The organism is Pseudomonas rhizosphaerae (genome assembly GCF_000761155.1).
GTDB classification, from domain to species: domain Bacteria; phylum Pseudomonadota; class Gammaproteobacteria; order Pseudomonadales; family Pseudomonadaceae; genus Aquipseudomonas; species Aquipseudomonas rhizosphaerae.
Window position 1 is genome coordinate 1,460,664 of sequence record NZ_CP009533.1, and the last position, 15,078, is coordinate 1,475,741.

At 62.4% G+C, this 15,078-nt stretch carries 14 protein-coding genes and 1 riboswitch; of the genes, 8 read left to right on the plus strand and 6 right to left on the minus strand.

The window, feature by feature from the left end; translation table 11 throughout:
* Nucleotides 1-49 precede the first annotated feature (49 nt).
* Genes relA through LT40_RS06620 form a run of 3 tightly spaced genes read left to right on the plus strand, consistent with a single transcriptional unit; the run spans nt 50 to nt 3,733 of the window.
* The gene (gene relA, locus LT40_RS06610; protein WP_043187924.1) at nt 50-2,293 is read left to right on the plus strand and encodes a GTP diphosphokinase; all 2,244 of its coding nucleotides are present in this window, start codon (nt 50-52) and stop codon (nt 2,291-2,293) included.
* 37 nt (nt 2,294-2,330) lie between these two features.
* The gene (mazG, locus tag LT40_RS06615; RefSeq protein WP_043187927.1) at nt 2,331-3,164 is read left to right on the plus strand and encodes a nucleoside triphosphate pyrophosphohydrolase; all 834 of its coding nucleotides are present in this window, start codon (nt 2,331-2,333) and stop codon (nt 3,162-3,164) included.
* A gap of 26 nt (nt 3,165-3,190) precedes the next feature.
* On the plus strand, nt 3,191-3,733 hold the full coding sequence (locus tag LT40_RS06620; RefSeq protein ID WP_043187929.1) for a DUF2058 domain-containing protein: 543 nt from the start codon (nt 3,191-3,193) through the stop codon (nt 3,731-3,733).
* 66 nt (nt 3,734-3,799) lie between these two features.
* Here LT40_RS06620 and LT40_RS06625 read toward each other — a convergent pair whose 3' ends face one another.
* The 5 genes from LT40_RS06625 to purM all read right to left on the minus strand — a co-directional run bounded on the left by LT40_RS06625 (nt 3,800) and on the right by purM (nt 8,349).
* Nucleotides 3,800-3,982, minus strand: a complete 183-nt coding sequence (locus LT40_RS06625) for a hypothetical protein (protein WP_043187931.1) — start codon at nt 3,980-3,982, stop codon at nt 3,800-3,802.
* Between the two features lie 253 nt (nt 3,983-4,235).
* Nucleotides 4,236-5,594, minus strand: coding sequence for a dicarboxylate/amino acid:cation symporter (locus LT40_RS06630; protein WP_043187934.1), 1,359 nt, complete (start codon nt 5,592-5,594; stop codon nt 4,236-4,238).
* A gap of 330 nt (nt 5,595-5,924) precedes the next feature.
* Nucleotides 5,925-6,635, minus strand: a complete 711-nt coding sequence (locus LT40_RS06635) for a DUF3108 domain-containing protein (RefSeq protein WP_043187939.1) — start codon at nt 6,633-6,635, stop codon at nt 5,925-5,927.
* Between the two features lie 8 nt (nt 6,636-6,643).
* Nucleotides 6,644-7,291, minus strand: a complete 648-nt coding sequence (purN, locus tag LT40_RS06640; protein ID WP_043187943.1) for a phosphoribosylglycinamide formyltransferase — start codon at nt 7,289-7,291, stop codon at nt 6,644-6,646.
* Nucleotides 7,291-8,349: a phosphoribosylformylglycinamidine cyclo-ligase gene (gene purM / locus LT40_RS06645; protein ID WP_043187946.1), complete on the minus strand. Its 1,059-nt coding sequence runs from the start codon at nt 8,347-8,349 to the stop codon at nt 7,291-7,293. Before purM ends, purN begins: the two co-directional genes overlap by 1 nt.
* Nucleotides 8,350-8,609: 260 nt before the next feature.
* Here purM and LT40_RS06650 point away from each other — a divergent pair, with 260 nt between their 5' ends.
* The 5 genes from LT40_RS06650 to LT40_RS06670 all read left to right on the plus strand — a co-directional run bounded on the left by LT40_RS06650 (nt 8,610) and on the right by LT40_RS06670 (nt 13,289).
* Nucleotides 8,610-9,665 (plus strand): DUF2066 domain-containing protein, encoded by a 1,056-nt coding sequence (locus LT40_RS06650; protein ID WP_043187949.1) that lies wholly within the window; start codon nt 8,610-8,612, stop codon nt 9,663-9,665.
* An 87-nt stretch (nt 9,666-9,752) separates the two neighbouring features.
* A complete protein-coding gene (locus LT40_RS06655) occupies nt 9,753-10,826 on the plus strand; it encodes an AI-2E family transporter (RefSeq protein WP_043187950.1) in 1,074 nt (357 codons plus the stop codon).
* Between the two features lie 156 nt (nt 10,827-10,982).
* Nucleotides 10,983-11,687 (plus strand): DnaA regulatory inactivator Hda, encoded by a 705-nt coding sequence (gene hda / locus LT40_RS06660; protein ID WP_043187952.1) that lies wholly within the window; start codon nt 10,983-10,985, stop codon nt 11,685-11,687.
* A gap of 312 nt (nt 11,688-11,999) precedes the next feature.
* On the plus strand, nt 12,000-12,635 hold the full coding sequence (locus LT40_RS06665) for a C40 family peptidase (RefSeq protein WP_043187953.1): 636 nt from the start codon (nt 12,000-12,002) through the stop codon (nt 12,633-12,635).
* A gap of 108 nt (nt 12,636-12,743) precedes the next feature.
* Nucleotides 12,744-13,289 (plus strand): C40 family peptidase, encoded by a 546-nt coding sequence (locus LT40_RS06670; protein ID WP_043187956.1) that lies wholly within the window; start codon nt 12,744-12,746, stop codon nt 13,287-13,289.
* 39 nt (nt 13,290-13,328) lie between these two features.
* On the opposite strand, the gene LT40_RS06675 is transcribed toward LT40_RS06670, so the two are convergent.
* Nucleotides 13,329-14,642 carry a PQQ-dependent sugar dehydrogenase gene (locus LT40_RS06675; RefSeq protein WP_043187957.1) on the minus strand — a complete coding sequence of 438 codons (1,314 nt, stop codon included), beginning with the start codon at nt 14,640-14,642 and terminating at the stop codon, nt 13,329-13,331.
* Nucleotides 14,643-14,762: 120 nt separating this feature from the next.
* Nucleotides 14,763-14,983, plus strand: a riboswitch (cobalamin riboswitch).
* Nucleotides 14,984-15,078 lie beyond the last annotated feature (95 nt).

Consider the following 15,078-nt stretch of genomic DNA (forward strand, 5'->3'; position numbering starts at 1 on the left):
CCAGCGACTGTTGATGCGCTTCGGCGTGTTGTAGGGAAAGGTAAGCAACATGGTACAGGTGAGAGCACACCAGCCGATCAATACGGACGGCAGTATCAATCTCGACGCGTGGCTGGATCATATCGTCAGCGTCGATCTGGTACTGGATCGAGGGGCCCTGAAGGAGGCCTGCGAGTTTGCCCAGGCCGCCGAGCTGCAGGGCAACCCGGCCCAGCATTCCTGGGCCGATGGCACTTCCTGTTTCCAGGCGGGCCTGGAAATCGCCGAAATCCTCGCCGACCTCAAGCTCGACCAGGATTCACTGATGGCCGCGGTTATGTACCGGGCCGTCCGCGAGGGCAAGGCCAGCCTGGAAGAGGTGGGCCGGCGCTTCGGCAGTACCGTGTCCAAGCTCATCGACGGCGTGCTGCGCATGGCCGCCATCAGCGCCAGTCTCAGCCCGCGCCAGTCCATGGTGCTGGGCTCCCAGGTGCAGGTCGAGAACCTGCGCAAGATGCTCGTGGCCATGGTCGACGATGTTCGCGTCGCATTGATCAAGCTGGCCGAGCGCACTTGTGCGATCCGCGCGGTGAAAAGTGCCGACGACGAAAAACGCAACCGCGTTGCTCGCGAGGTGTTCGACATCTACGCGCCGCTGGCGCATCGGCTGGGCATCGGCCACATCAAGTGGGAACTCGAAGACCTCTCGTTTCGCTACCTGGAACCCGATCAATACAAGCAGATCGCCAAGCTGCTGCACGAACGCCGGCTGGACCGCGAGCGTTTCATCACCGAGGTGATGAGCCAGCTGCACAACGAGCTGCTCGAGACCGGGGTCAAGGCCGACATCAGCGGGCGGGCGAAACACATTTATTCCATCTGGCGCAAGATGCAGCGCAAGGGCCTGGAATTCAGCCAGATCTACGACGTGCGCGCGGTGCGCGTGCTGGTCCCGGAAATGCGCGATTGCTACACCGCGCTGGGTATCGTCCACACGTTGTGGCGGCACATTCCCAAGGAGTTCGACGACTACATCGCCAACCCCAAGGAAAACGGCTATCGCTCGCTGCACACGGCGGTGATCGGTCCGGAGGGCAAGGTGCTGGAAGTGCAGATCCGCACCCACGCCATGCACGAGGAAGCCGAGCTGGGCGTTTGCGCGCATTGGCGTTACAAGGGCACCGACGTCAAGTCCACTTCCAACCAGTACGAAGAAAAGATCTCCTGGCTGCGCCAGGTGCTGGAATGGCATGAGGAACTGGGCGATATCGGCGGCCTGGCCGACCAGTTGCGGGTCGACATCGAGCCCGACCGGGTCTACGTGTTCACCCCCGACGGCCACGCCATCGACCTGCCCAAGGGCGCAACCCCGCTGGACTTCGCCTACCGCGTGCACACCGAGATCGGCCACAACTGCCGCGGCGCGAAGATCAACGGCCGTATCGTCCCGCTCAACTACAGCCTGAACACCGGCGAGCAGGTCGAGATCATCACCAGCAAGCACGGCACGCCCAGCCGCGACTGGCTCAACTCCAACCTCGGCTACGTCACCACCTCCCGGGCGCGGGCAAAGATCGTCCACTGGTTCAAACTGCAGGCGCGCGACCAGAACGTTGCGGCCGGTAAGTCGCTGCTCGAGCGCGAGCTCAGCCGCCTGGGACTGCCGCAGGTCGATTTCGACCAGCTCGCCGAAAAAGCCAACCACAAGGGCGCCGAAGACATGTTCGCCGCCCTGGGCGCAGGCGATCTGCGCCTGGCGCACCTGGTCAACTCGGCGCAGCAACTGGTCGAGCCCGAGCGCGGCAACGAGCCGGTGGAGCTGGTCACGCGCAAGGCCACCGGCTACAAGCCCGGCAAGCGCGGCGATATCCAGATCCAGGGCGTGGGCAACCTGATGACGCAGATGGCCGGCTGCTGCCAGCCGCTGCCGGGCGACGCCATCGTCGGCTACATCACTCAAGGGCGCGGGGTGAGCATTCACCGCCAGGACTGCGCGTCGGTGCTGCAGCTTGGCGGTCGCGAGCCGGAACGCATCATCCAGGTCAGCTGGGGGCCGGTGCCGGTGCTGACCTATCCGGTCGACATCATCATCCGTGCCTACGACCGCTCGGGCCTGCTGCGCGACGTCTCGCAGATCTTGCTCAACGAGCGGATCAACGTGCTGGCGGTCAATACCCGCTCGAACAAGGAAGACAACACCGCGCTGATGTCGCTGACCATTGAGATCCCTGGCCTGGATGCCCTTGGGCGTCTGCTGGGCAGGATTTCGCAGTTGCCGAACATCATCGAGACACGGCGTAACCGCACGCCGTGAGTTCGCGGATCCCGACACTTCTGCAAAGAGCCTGAGCATGTACACACTGCAAGACCTGCTCAACCTCATGGCCCGGCTGCGTGACCCGCAGCACGGCTGTCCGTGGGATGTGAAGCAAACCTATGCCAGCATCGTCCCGTTCACGCTGGAAGAAGCCTATGAGGTGGCCGATGCCATCGAACGCGAAGACTTCGAGCACCTCCAGGGCGAGCTGGGCGATCTATTGTTCCAGGTGGTCTACTACAGCCAACTGGCGCGCGAGGAAGGTCGCTTCGAGTTCGATGGCGTGGTCGATGGCATCACCCGCAAGCTGATTCGACGCCACCCCCACGTATTTCCCACTGGCGACCTGTACGCCGCACTCGACACGCCACGCCTTGACGAGCACCAGGTCAAGCAGCGTTGGGAAGAGATCAAGGCCCAGGAACGTGCCGAGAAGGGCGGGGTGGGGGAGCAGCTGTCGTTGCTCGACGACGTACCTGCCGCGCTGCCTGCCCTGGCGCGGGCGGCGAAGCTGCAGAAGCGTGCTGCCGTGGTCGGCTTCGATTGGCCCGGCCCTCTGCCGGTACTGGACAAGGTGCGCGAAGAATTGGACGAAGTGCTTCAGGCCATGGCTGAGGACGATGCACCGGCAGTGGCCGAAGAAGTCGGTGACCTGCTGTTCAGCGTGGTCAACCTGGCTCGCCACCTCAAGGTAGACCCGGAAAATGCCCTGCGCGGCGCCAACCTCAAGTTCGACCGGCGCTTTCGCTTCATCGAGCAGGCATTGCGCGACACCCACCGCAACATCGAAGATTGCACCCTGGAAGACATGGACGCCCTGTGGGGCGAGGCCAAACGTCAGGAACAGAATCTGCCCAGCTGTGGCTGAGCCGTTTTATAAGTGAGCAGAACACCATGAGCCTTTCCCTCCGCGACCAATTGTTGAAAGCTGGACTGGTCAACCAGAAGCAGGTCAAGCAAGTCAGCAAGGACAAGCAGAAACAGAAGCGCCTGGAGAACAAGGGCCAAGTCGAGGTGGACGATACGCAGCAGCGCATTGCCCAGGAGGCCATGGCCGAGAAGGCCCGTCGCGACCAGGAGCTCAATCGCCAGCAGCAGGAAAAGGTCGAGCAAAAGGCCCGTGCCGCCCAGGTCAAGCAGTTGATCGAGGCCACTCGCCTGCCCAAGTTGACCACCGAGGACTACTACAACTTCGTCGACGACAAGAAGGTCAAGCGGCTGTCGGTCAACAACCTGATGCGCAGCAAGTTGAGCAACGGTTCGCTGGCCATCGTCCAGCACGGGGGTGGCTACGAGGTCATTCCGCGCGAGGCCGCGCTGAAGGTTCAGGAGCGCGCGCCGCAGCGCATCGTGATGCTCAACGTGGCGACCGAGGAAGTCGAGTCGGCGGAAGATCCATACGCCGCCTACAAGATCCCGGACGACCTGATGTGGTAACCCGCCTGGCCACCCGCTGAAACGACAAACCCCGCCTTGGCGGGGTTTTTCTTGCGCGGCGAACGGTCAATTCGAAGCGCGTTGGCTTTCGAGGGTTTCCAGTTCGTTCTTGTAGCTCTGAGCGTCAGTCTCGTTGTGGAACATCCCCACCAACAGGTCCTGTTGGTAGACATCCCAGATCTGGATGCCTGCCGCCACACCTTCGTGGGACATGTGGGCTTCGTCGCGTTCGGTCACTTTTACGGTCATGGGAAAGCTCCTGTCTCGAATAGCTGCCTCGAATATCTGCACGTGGCGTGTGCAGGCCTTTGTTATAGAGTTGGGTAGCTTGCTAAGTAAACAGGCGGATTCCGTAACAGTTTTTTACAGAAAGTGACGCAATCGGCTAACCCGTACAGGCCGGGCGATGCGGCGGATTGTCGCAGTGGGTTCCGGGCGGTGAAACAAATTTCATCCAATAAAAAACCCATCCGAAGATGGGTTTTTTCAGTGCGGCGTCAGATCAGCGCGGGGTAGTGCCCTGAGGGGTAGTGTCTGGAGCCGGATCACGGCCTTCGGCAACACCCAAGTCATCTTCCGGACGACCATCGACGATGGCGCGGCCACCGGAGGCCAGTTCGGTCTGCAAGACTTTTTCGTCCAGCTCGCCGACCCACTTGGCAACCACCAGGGTGGCCACTGCGTTACCGACCAGGTTGGTCAGTGCGCGGGCTTCGGACATGAAACGGTCGATACCCAGGATCAGCGCAAGGCCTGCAACAGGCAGTTGGCCTACGGCCGACAAGGTAGCGGCCAGCACGATGAAGCCCGAACCGGTCACACCGGCTGCGCCCTTGGAGGACAGCAGCAGTACCAGCAGCAGGGTGATCTGGTGCGTCAGGTCCATGGTGGTGTCGGTCGCCTGGGCGATGAACACGGCGGCCATGGTCAGGTAGATCGAGGTACCGTCCAGGTTGAACGAGTAGCCAGTCGGAATGACCAGGCCCACCACCGACTTCTGTGCGCCCAGGCGTTCCATCTTGATCAGCATGCGAGGCAGTGCCGATTCCGAGGAGGAAGTGCCCAGAACGATCAGCAGTTCTTCACGGATGTAGCGGATGACCTTGATCACGCTGAAGCCGTGTGCGCGGCAGATGGCGCCCAGCACCAGCAGCACGAACAGTACGCAGGTGACGTAGAAGCAGATCATCAACTGGCCCAGTTGCACCAGCGAACCCACGCCGTAAGCGCCGATGGTGAAGGCCATGGCACCGAATGCACCCAGTGGCGCCAGCTTCATGATCATGTTGATGATGTTGAACATGGCGTGCGCGAAGCGATCGATCAGGTCCAGCAATGGCTTGCCGTAGGCACCCAGGCGGTGCAGAGCGAAGCCGAAGATCACCGAGAACATCAACACCTGAAGGATGTCGCCGTTGGCGAAGGCACCGACGATGGTGTTCGGAATCACGTTGAGGATGAAGCCGACGATGCTCTGGTCAGCGCCTGCCGAGACGTAGCTGGCGATCTTGCTGGCGTCCAGGGTCGATACGTCGACGTGCATGCCAGCGCCGGGCTGGACCACGTTGACCACGACCAGACCGATGATCAGTGCCAGGGTCGAGACGATTTCGAAGTACAACAGGGCGTAGCCACCGGTCTTGCCGACCGATTTCATGCTCTGCATACCGGCGATGCCGCTGACCACTGTACAGAAGATGATGGGGGCGATGACCATCTTGATCAGCTTGATGAAGCCGTCGCCGAAAGGCTTGAGCTTGACCGCGAACTGAGGATAGAAGTGGCCGATCAGAATACCGATGATGATCGCGACGATCACCTGGAAATACAGCGATTTGTACAGCGGCTGACGAGTCGTCATTGCAAGTTCCTCAAGTGTATCGCCTGGCACCCATTCCGGAGTGGTCGCGACACCTAAAGCACGAACCCTCCTGTCTGGAGGGATTTGTTGTGGGCGAGTTGCGCATTGGCAGGCCTCTGCCGACTGTATTGCAGGGGTCGTGCCATAGTTGCGTAATGATGGCGACAACGCCGGTGGCTGCGGCCTAGGCAGGGGTATGGTTGTCGTCACATAGCTGTACAAGTGGCGGGAATCCGCCCCAGTCGTCCCTGAGGGGCTTGTGCATGGCGGATATCCGCCCACAAAAAAGGGCCCCGCAGGGCCCTTTCGGTTTCAATACGGTGCAGCAGCTCAGCTGCCCTTCACCGACTTGCCATCCACCGAGCCGTCTTGAAGCATGATGTTGTATTCCTTGCCATCGGTCTCGACCTGTTGCAGGCGTACCAGCAGGTAGTCCCAGTCCTTGGCGAACCACAACACGGTGATGCGCTTGCTTTGCGTTGGATCGCGTACGCGCTCGACCTTGATCGCGTCGACCTGGCCCGCTTTGGTTTCGACTTTCTCGGTGCCCAGCACGCGGAAATCGTAGGTGTCGATCTCGTCGCCATCGACCACCTGGTAGCTCATGCTTTTCTTGCCTGCGGCTACATCGTGCTGCAAGGCCAACTGGTAAGTGGACTTGTCCAGGACGCCGGTGTTGAGCGGCAGGTTGATCGCATCGCCACGGTCGGTGCCGGTGACTTTCTTGGCCGCCCAGTCGAAGTCCAGGTTGACCTTGCGAGCCTTGCCCAGTCCGCCACGTTCGAACATGTAGGTCTCGGGCAGCATCGTTTCCTTGTCGACACGCAGGGTGCTGACCTCGGTCAGGCTGGCGATCATCATCGAAGCCTTGAAAGCCAGGGTCCAATCGCCATTGGCGCCCTTGCTCAGGCTGCGCTCGGCGGTGCCGCTCATGGGCAGCTGTTTCCAGTCGGCGGTGTAGCTGGCGGAAAAGGGCTTGAGGTCTGCGGCATGAACCGGAAGGGCCAGCAGGGCAACGGCGAAGAGCAGGGCGCGACGCATATAAACTCCTAGGGTCGAATCAAATGGCCACAAGCCGGCAGCGGCTGGCCATCGAGCAGTGCACCGTGGTCGCCGAGGCACACACGGCCTTCGGCAAACCAGCGCACTGCCAGCGGGTAGATCTGGTGTTCCTGGGCATGCACTCGGTGCGCCAGGGTGTCTGGCGTATCGCTCGACTGTACCGGAATCACTGCCTGTACGACCAGTGGTCCGCCATCGAGTTCCTCGGTGACGAAGTGCACGCTGCAGCCGTGTTCGGCATCGCCCGCTTCGAGTGCGCGGCGGTGGGTGTGCAGGCCTTTGTAGCGGGGCAGCAAGGACGGATGGATGTTGAGCAGGCGGCCATGGTAGTGGCGAACGAAGGACGGGCTGAGGATGCGCATGAAGCCTGCCAGGACCACCAGGTGCGGGTGGTACTGGTCGATCAGGTCGGTCAGGGCGGCATCGAAGGCTTCGCGGCCGGCGAAACCTTGATGTTCCAGCACCCGAGCTTCGATACCTGCATCGCGGGCGCGCTGCAGGCCGAGGGCATCGGCGCGGTTGGAAATCACCGCGACGATACGAACGGGGTTGTCTGCCTGCAGGCTGTCGAGCAAGGCCTGCAGGTTACTGCCGGTGCCCGAAAGCAACACCACCACGTTGCAAGTCGAAGGCATCAGTGAGCCTTGAGGTTCTTCAGTTCGACCTGAGCGGCGCCTTCGGCGGCGTCGGTGATGTCGCCGATGACCCACGGTTGCTCGCCGGCTGCGCGCAGGGAGGCCAGGGTTTTTTCGACGTCGGCCTGGGCCACGCAGATGACCATGCCAACGCCGCAGTTCAGCACGCGGTGCATTTCGTGCTCATCGACGTTGCCCTGCTGCTGCAGCCAGTCGAACACCGCAGGACGCTGCCAGCTGGCGACGTCGACCACGGCCTGGGCACCCTTGGGCAGAACGCGCGGGATGTTGTCGAGCAGGCCGCCACCGGTGATGTGGGCCATGGCCTTGACCGCACCGGTGTCCTTGATCAGTTGCAGCAGCGGCTTGACGTAGATGCGCGTCGGCGCCATGAGCAGGTCGGTCAACGGCTTGCCGTCGAGCTGGACGTTCTCGATGTCGGCACCGGCGACTTCGATGATCTTGCGGATCAGCGAGTAGCCGTTCGAGTGCGGGCCCGAGGAGGGCAGGGCGATCAGCGCATCGCCGTTGGCGACCTTGCTGCCGTCGATGATGTCGGCCTTCTCGACCACACCGACACAGAAGCCGGCCAGGTCGTAGTCTTCGCCTTCGTACATGCCGGGCATCTCGGCGGTCTCGCCACCCACCAGCGAGCAGCCGGCCAGTTCGCAGCCGGCGCCGATGCCGGTGACCACGGTGGCGGCGGTGTCGACGTTGAGCTTGCCGGTGGCGTAGTAGTCGAGGAAGAACAGCGGCTCGGCGCCACACACCACCAGGTCGTTGACGCACATGGCGACCAGGTCGATGCCGATGCTTTCATGGCGATTGAGGTTCAGCGCCAGGCGCAGCTTGGTGCCCACGCCGTCGGTGCCCGACACCAGCACGGGCTGCTTGTAGCCGGCCGGGATTTCGCACAAGGCACCAAAACCGCCCAGGCCGCCCATGACCTCGGGGCGCGCGGTACGCTTGGCAACGCCTTTGATGCGTTCGACCAATGCTTCACCGGCGTCGATGTCTACACCGGCGTCCTTGTAGCTCACGGAGGGTTTATTGCTCATGATCCAGGCCTTTAAAGGAGGGAGTCGGGGGAGTCGACCGTCGTCGATCCACGAAGGCGCGCGATTTTATCAGGCTTGCCCGACCGTCACCAGCGCGGTTCGATGGTTGTCCGCATACCGGCGCTAGGTCGGCCGCACCCAAGGGATGCGTGGGCATGCTACATTGTGTGCCGATATATTGTGCGCCGAGATTGACCACTGAGCTTTTTGCCGATTGTACGGTCACAGCCTCAATCCGCTATCACCGTCGGGAAACGTCCATGCGTCTGCGCCACTACCTGCTAGCCACCTGCATCACCTTGTCGAGCGTGCCGCTTCACGCCGAAACCATCAGCAACCTGTATCAGGTGCGCGAGCCCGTGGCCAGCCAGACGCCCGAGGAACGTACCCAGGCCACCCAGCGTGCGCTGGAGACCCTGGTGCTGCGCCTGACCGGCGATGCCAAGGCGATTGCCAACCCTGGTCTGGCCAGCGTGCGCCAGGATCCGCAGCAGATCATCAGTCAGTACGGCTACGATGCCGGCCCACCGGAGTCGCTGCAGGTCGATTTCGACATTGCCAGTACCGACAATGCATTGCGTTCGGCCGGCCTGCCGACCTGGGGCAGCAACCGCCCCTCGATCCTGGGCTGGTGGTTGAGCGACAGCGTCGAGGGTAGCAGCCTGGTCGGCGACGGGCAGTCCGCCGCCGAGCCGCTGCGCCGCGCGGCCCAGCATCGCGGCCTGCCGTTGCGTCTACCCCTGGCCGACCTTGGCGAGCAGGGCGTCGGCACTGCACAGAACATCGAAGCCAGCGACCCGGCAGCGCTGCGTGGCGCATCCGAGCGCTATGGCGCCGACGCCCTGTTGGCCGTGCATGCCCGCGAAGAAGAGGGCAAGTGGTCGGGCACCTGGCGCCTGTGGCTGGGCAGCCAGCGCGAACAGGGCAAGGCCGAGGGCGCCGATCAGGCCGCCCTGGCCGACGCCGTGTTGCTGGCTGTCAGCCAGCGCCTGGCCACGCGTTTCGTCGCCAAGCCTGGCGCCAGTACGGAAATGACCCTCGCGGTGGAAGGCATGAACCTGGAGCGTTACGCACAGATGGGCCGCCTGCTTGAATCCTACGGTGCGCGCGTGCGGACCGTGTACGGCGACAAGGTGGTCTATCGCGTGACTGGCAGTGCCGAGCAGCTGCGCGCCCAACTGGGTCTGGCCAAGCTTCAGGAAGTGCCGTACCAGGCGCCCGCTGTGCCGGTCGATGCCCAGGCCATTCCTGGGGCACCGGCGCCCGCGCCGCAGCCAGCCCCTCAGCCAGCGCCGGACCTGAGCTTTCGCTGGTAGTTTTTTCAGGGCTGCACCGTCCAAGCGGACGCGCAGCCCGAGTTCCCAACTTCGTTTTGTCTTCTCTATATATAGCTGAGCTGCCTGATGACTGATATGCGCCGTTGGTTCTGGCTGGGGGCCGTGCTGCTGCTCTGCGTCTTCCTCTATGTGCTGCATCCGATTCTCTCGCCATTCCTGGTGGGTATCCTGCTGGCCTACCTGGCCGATCCCCTGGTCGACAAGCTGGAAAAATGGAAGCTGTCGCGCACCTGGGGTGTGGTGGTGGTGTTCGCCCTGTTCACGTTGCTGTTGGTGCTGGCGTTGCTGGTGCTGATTCCCATGCTCGCCAAGCAGTTGGTCAGCCTCTACCAGATGGCCCCGCAGATGCTCGACTGGCTGCAGCACACGGCGCTGCCTTGGGTGCAGACCCGGCTGGGCCTGGCCGAAGGGTTCTGGAAATTCGACCAGATCAAGGCTGCGATCAGCAGCCACATGGGGCAGACCACCGATGTGGTCGGTGTGATCCTGTCCCAGGCCACCGCGTCGGGCCTGGCGTTGATGGCCTGGCTGGCCAACTTCGTGTTGATCCCGGTGGTGGCGTTCTATCTGCTGCGCGACTGGGACCTGATGATGGCGAAGATCCGCAGCCTGCTGCCGCGCCAGCGTGAAGGGCAGATCGTGCGACTGGCCGGCGAATGTCACGAAGTGCTGGGCGCCTTCGTGCGCGGGCAATTGCTGGTGATGCTGGCCCTGGGGGTCATCTATGCCACCGGGTTGATGCTGGTAGGCCTGCAGTTGGGCCTGCTGATCGGCGTCGTGGCGGGGCTGGCGGCCATCGTGCCGTACATGGGCTTCGTCATCGGCATCGGTTCGGCGATCATCGCCGGACTGTTCCAGTTCGGCCTGGACCCTTTCCACCTGATCGCCATCGTCGCCGTATTCATGATCGGTCAGGCGCTGGAGGGGATGGTCCTAACGCCCCTGCTGGTCGGCGACCGCATCGGCCTGCATCCGGTGGCGGTGATCTTCGCCATCCTCGCCGGCGGCGAGCTGTTCGGTTTCACCGGCGTGCTGTTGGCGCTGCCGGTAGCGGCAGTGATCATGGTGTTGGTACGGCACATGCACGACCTGTACAAGGACTCGAACATCTATGCCGGGTCCGAGGATCCGGACCTGTGATCGCGACGGACTTGGTCAGGCTTGCTCGAAGACAATGGGTAAACCTTTGATTTTCCAAGCAGTGTTGCGCATTGTGCGCCTGCGTGGGCAGGTATAGACTTTGCACACTTCACATTGAGGTCCGTTGCAGCTCGATCCCTGGGCTGTTCAGCCAGCATGAAACCGATTCAGCTGCCCCTTGGTGTGCGTCTGCGGGATGACGCCACCTTCATCAATTACTATCCAGGCGCCAATGCCGCGGCACTCGGCTACGTCGAGCGTCTGTGCGAAGCCGACGCTGGCTGGACCGAAAGCCTCATCTACCTGTGGGGCAAGCATGGGGTAGGGCGCACCCATTTGTTGCACGCCGCCTGTCTGCGCTTCGAGCAGTTGGGCGAACCGGCGGTCTACCTGCCGCTGGCCGAGTTGCTCGACCGCGGCGTCGGCATTCTCGATGATCTGGCCCAGTATGAGTTGGTATGCCTGGACGACTTGCAGGTGGTGGCCGGCAAGCCGGAGTGGGAAGAAGCCCTGTTTCACTTGTTCAATCGCCTGCGCGACAGCGGTCGCCGCCTGCTGATCGCCGCCTCCCATTCGCCACGCGAACTGCCGGTGAAACTGGCCGATCTGAAGTCTCGCCTGACCCTGGCCCTGATCTTCCAGATGCGACCGCTGTCCGACGAGGACAAGCTGCGCGCCCTGCAATTGCGTGCATCGCGTCGCGGCCTGCACCTGACCGACGAAGTCGGGCATTTCATCCTCACCCGCGGGACACGCAGCATGAGTGCGCTCTTCGAGCTGCTCGAACGCCTCGATCAAGCCTCGCTGCAGGCGCAGCGCAAGCTGACCATCCCCTTCCTCAAGGAAACGCTGGGCTGGTAAACGAGCAGGTCGATTCAGTCGCTCTATGACCTGTTTCACCGGTGTTCCATTCTGATCTAAGCCTGCTCTGTCACGCCATTTATCTGTATAGGCGTCCAGTTCCGATGGTGGCATTGTGCGATTATTTATTAGCCAATGAATCCGGGGGTATGGCCTCTTTATCGTGCATTGACCTTGCGGTAGGGCCGCAAAACGGGGCGTTAGATGTCACCGTAATTCTCCGGAGTCACATTTCGTTCGATTGAATTTGCAAATAATCGTGAGACAGGTATAGTCGCCACTTCTCAACCATTCCCCGTCACGGTCGTGCCCATGCTCAATCGCTTAGCACCCCTCGTGCCCATCGCACTGTTGACCTTGCTGGTCGGTTGCGCGGCGCAAGCGCCGGTCTCCCAGCAGCAGGTTCTGGACCCGGTTACCGCAGTCCAGCCGCATCAATCCCCCTCGAAAGCCTCGCTGGTTTTCGAAGATGAAATCGCCACCGAAGACGAACTCGCCCAGTTCGACGGCAGCAAGGCCTACAGCCTGCCGATCCTGGCCGACAGCATTCTGGAACGTGGCAAATCCCTGATCGGCACCCGCTACCGTTTCGGTGGTACCGACAAGGTTTCCGGTTTCGATTGCAGCGGTTTCATCGGTTATCTGTTTCGCGAAGAGGCCGGCATGAACCTGCCGCGTTCCACTCGTGAGATGATCAACGTCAAGGCGCCTCTGGTCGCTCGCAACAAGCTCAAGCCCGGTGACCTGCTGTTCTTCAGCACCAATGGTCGCGGTCGCGTCAGCCATGCGGGTATCTACCTGGGCGACGACCAGTTCATCCACTCCAGCAGCCGCCGCAGCGGTGGCGTGCGTGTCGACAGCCTGGGCGACAGCTACTGGAGCAAGACCTTCATCGAGGCCAAGCGGGCCTTGGCCATGGCGCCCGCCACGATGATCTCGAGCAAATAGCAGACGCAGCGCAACGAAGCGGCGGTGAGGTGAAAACCTCAGCGCCGTTTGTGTTTTCGGGTAATGAATCTAGTCTATTACGGCAGTCGGCTCAGGATGGTTCGGTACATGTCTACCCAGGCACGCGTTCTCGCTTCAATCGCAATGGCCGTCTTTCTTGCCGGCTGCGCCAGTGCGCCTCCCGCCAAGGTGGTGAGACCCAAGGTCATCAACCCAATCGTCATGAACCCCAACAACGACATGGTCGGCGCTGCCGATGACGTGCTGTTCCGGGCGCTGGGGTTGGTGGGTACACCGTACCGCTGGGGCGGCAATACGCCCGACTCGGGTTTCGACTGCAGTGGCTTGATCAGCTTCGTCTACCGTGACGCCGCCGGCATTGCCTTGCCCCGCTCGACGCGGGAAATGATCGTCATGCGTTCGCCCGATGTCGACCAGTCGCACCTGCAATCGGGCGATCTGGTGTTTTTCGCCACCAGCGGCGGCTCCCAGGTCAGCCATGCGGGGATCTATGTGGGTGAGGGACGTTTCGTGCACGCGCCGTCGAGTGGCGGTACGGTCAAGCTTGATTACCTGAACAAGCCCTATTGGCAGAAAGCTTATCTGAACGCCAAGCGGGTGCTGCAACCTGGCCAATTGGCCCGCAACCCGTGACTGCAACAGGGCGAGTTTCCTCGCCCTGTTCAAGCCCCATTACTTGGCGGCAGTGACTCGCCAGATCTTGTTGCCCACATCGTCCGCGACCAAGACGCCACCCTTGTGGTCGGGCAACACCGCTACCGGGCGACCCATGGCTTTCTCGTCGGCATTGAGGAAGCCGCTGAGCAAGTCGACGGGCTGCCCGCTTGGCTTGCCGTCCACGAACGGCACGAATACCACCTTGTAGCCGCTGTGCGGTTTGCGATTCCAGGATCCGTGCTGGCCAATCAACGCGCCTGTGGTGAACGGCGCAGGCAGCCCGCTACCGTCGGCAAAGCTCAGGCCCAGTGAAGCGGTGTGCGGGCCTACCGCGTAATCGGGTGCAATGGCTTTTGCCACCAGTTCGGGATTCTGCGGTTCGACGCGCACGTCCACGTGTTGGCCGTAATAGCTGTAGGGCCAGCCATAGAAGCCGCCATCCTTGACCGAGGTGATGTAGTCGGGCACCAGGTCGCTGCCGATTTCGTCACGCTCGTTGACCGCCGTCCACAGCTTCCCCGTCTTGGGTTCCCAGGCCATGCCGTTGGGGTTGCGCAGGCCCGAAGCGAAGATGCGATGCTGCCCGGTCGCCGCGTCCACTTCCCAGATCGCCGCACGGCCTTGCTCCTGGTCCATGCCGTTCTCGCCGACGTTGCTGTTCGAGCCAACAGTGACGTACAGCTTTTTGCCGTCGGGGCTGGCGATGACGTTTTTGGTCCAGTGATGATTAAGCGTGCCGCCCGGCAAATCCACAACCTTTTCGCCTGCGCCGCTAATCGAGGTGGCACCGTCTGCGTACTTGAAACGCAGCAGCTTGTCGGTGTCGGCCACGTAGAAATCGTTGCCCACCAGGGTCATGCCGAAGGGCGAATTGAGATTGGCGATGAACACGCTGCGAGTCTCGGCCACGCCGTCGCCGTCCTTGTCGCGCAACAGGGTGATGCGATTGGCGCTGGGCACGCCGGCGCCGGCCCGGCTCATGACCTTCTCCATGACGAAACCGCGCAGGCCCTTGCTGTCGTCCGGCTTGGCCGGCGAATTGGTTTCCGCCACCAGCACGTCGCCGTTGGGCAGCACGTAGAGCCAGCGTGGATGGTCCAGGTCCGCGGCGAAGGCTGCAACCTGGGTGCCTGGGGCCGCCGTTGGCTTGCCGCCTTCGGCCCAACCCACGGCCGGTGCGATGTTGACGGTGGGGATGAGGGTCTTGTTAGGCTCGGGCAGCTTGGGCGAGGGGCCGGTCCCGTCGCTGACCTGCAGCGACGACGTTTCGCCACAGGCGGCGAGGCCGGCAGCCAGCAGGATCAGGGTAGCGAGGCGGGTCTTGTGCATGGTCTGGCTCTCTGAGGTTTTGTTCACACAGGGTAGAGGCGCCGGGCGCGGGCAAGGTTCAACCGCGTTCCCGGTCGCCGAGTGCGGGGGATCAATTGACGCTCCAGGCGCAACCCTCTAACCTGCGCGGCTGTTCCAGGTGCTCGGCGATCAGGCGATTGGCGCGAGTGAAACAGGGAAGCCGGTGCGCAGCGTTTACGCGCCATGCCGGCGCTGCCCCCGCAACGGTAGACGAGTCAAGGCTGCACAGGATGCCACTGAAGCGATTCGGGAAGGCGTGTGGCCCGGGTGTACAAACCCCGCTCGTGAGCCCGGAGACCGGCCTGGTGCACTTTTTATGGCTCGTTGCAGAACCTGCGCTCATCCCACCGATGGCGTGGGCCTGTGTCGTGCCCTGATCCATGTTCTGTCGCGCGGGGAGAGCGGCATTGACGTT

Excerpts from the sequence above, each read along its gene's own strand:
- relA (WP_043187924.1), top strand. The coding sequence starts at position 50 with ATGGTACAGGTGAGAGCACACCAGCCGATCAATACGGACGGCAGTATC.
- mazG (WP_043187927.1), top strand. The coding sequence starts at position 2,331 with ATGTACACACTGCAAGACCTGCTCAACCTCATGGCCCGGCTGCGTGAC.
- LT40_RS06620 (WP_043187929.1), top strand. The coding sequence starts at position 3,191 with ATGAGCCTTTCCCTCCGCGACCAATTGTTGAAAGCTGGACTGGTCAAC.
- LT40_RS06625 (WP_043187931.1), bottom strand. The coding sequence starts at position 3,982 with ATGACCGTAAAAGTGACCGAACGCGACGAAGCCCACATGTCCCACGAA.
- LT40_RS06630 (WP_043187934.1), bottom strand. The coding sequence starts at position 5,594 with ATGACGACTCGTCAGCCGCTGTACAAATCGCTGTATTTCCAGGTGATC.
- LT40_RS06635 (WP_043187939.1), bottom strand. The coding sequence starts at position 6,635 with ATGCGTCGCGCCCTGCTCTTCGCCGTTGCCCTGCTGGCCCTTCCGGTT.
- purN (WP_043187943.1), bottom strand. The coding sequence starts at position 7,291 with ATGCCTTCGACTTGCAACGTGGTGGTGTTGCTTTCGGGCACCGGCAGT.
- purM (WP_043187946.1), bottom strand. The coding sequence starts at position 8,349 with ATGAGCAATAAACCCTCCGTGAGCTACAAGGACGCCGGTGTAGACATC.
- LT40_RS06650 (WP_043187949.1), top strand. The coding sequence starts at position 8,610 with ATGCGTCTGCGCCACTACCTGCTAGCCACCTGCATCACCTTGTCGAGC.
- LT40_RS06655 (WP_043187950.1), top strand. The coding sequence starts at position 9,753 with ATGACTGATATGCGCCGTTGGTTCTGGCTGGGGGCCGTGCTGCTGCTC.
- hda (WP_043187952.1), top strand. The coding sequence starts at position 10,983 with ATGAAACCGATTCAGCTGCCCCTTGGTGTGCGTCTGCGGGATGACGCC.
- LT40_RS06665 (WP_043187953.1), top strand. The coding sequence starts at position 12,000 with ATGCTCAATCGCTTAGCACCCCTCGTGCCCATCGCACTGTTGACCTTG.
- LT40_RS06670 (WP_043187956.1), top strand. The coding sequence starts at position 12,744 with ATGTCTACCCAGGCACGCGTTCTCGCTTCAATCGCAATGGCCGTCTTT.
- LT40_RS06675 (WP_043187957.1), bottom strand. The coding sequence starts at position 14,642 with ATGCACAAGACCCGCCTCGCTACCCTGATCCTGCTGGCTGCCGGCCTC.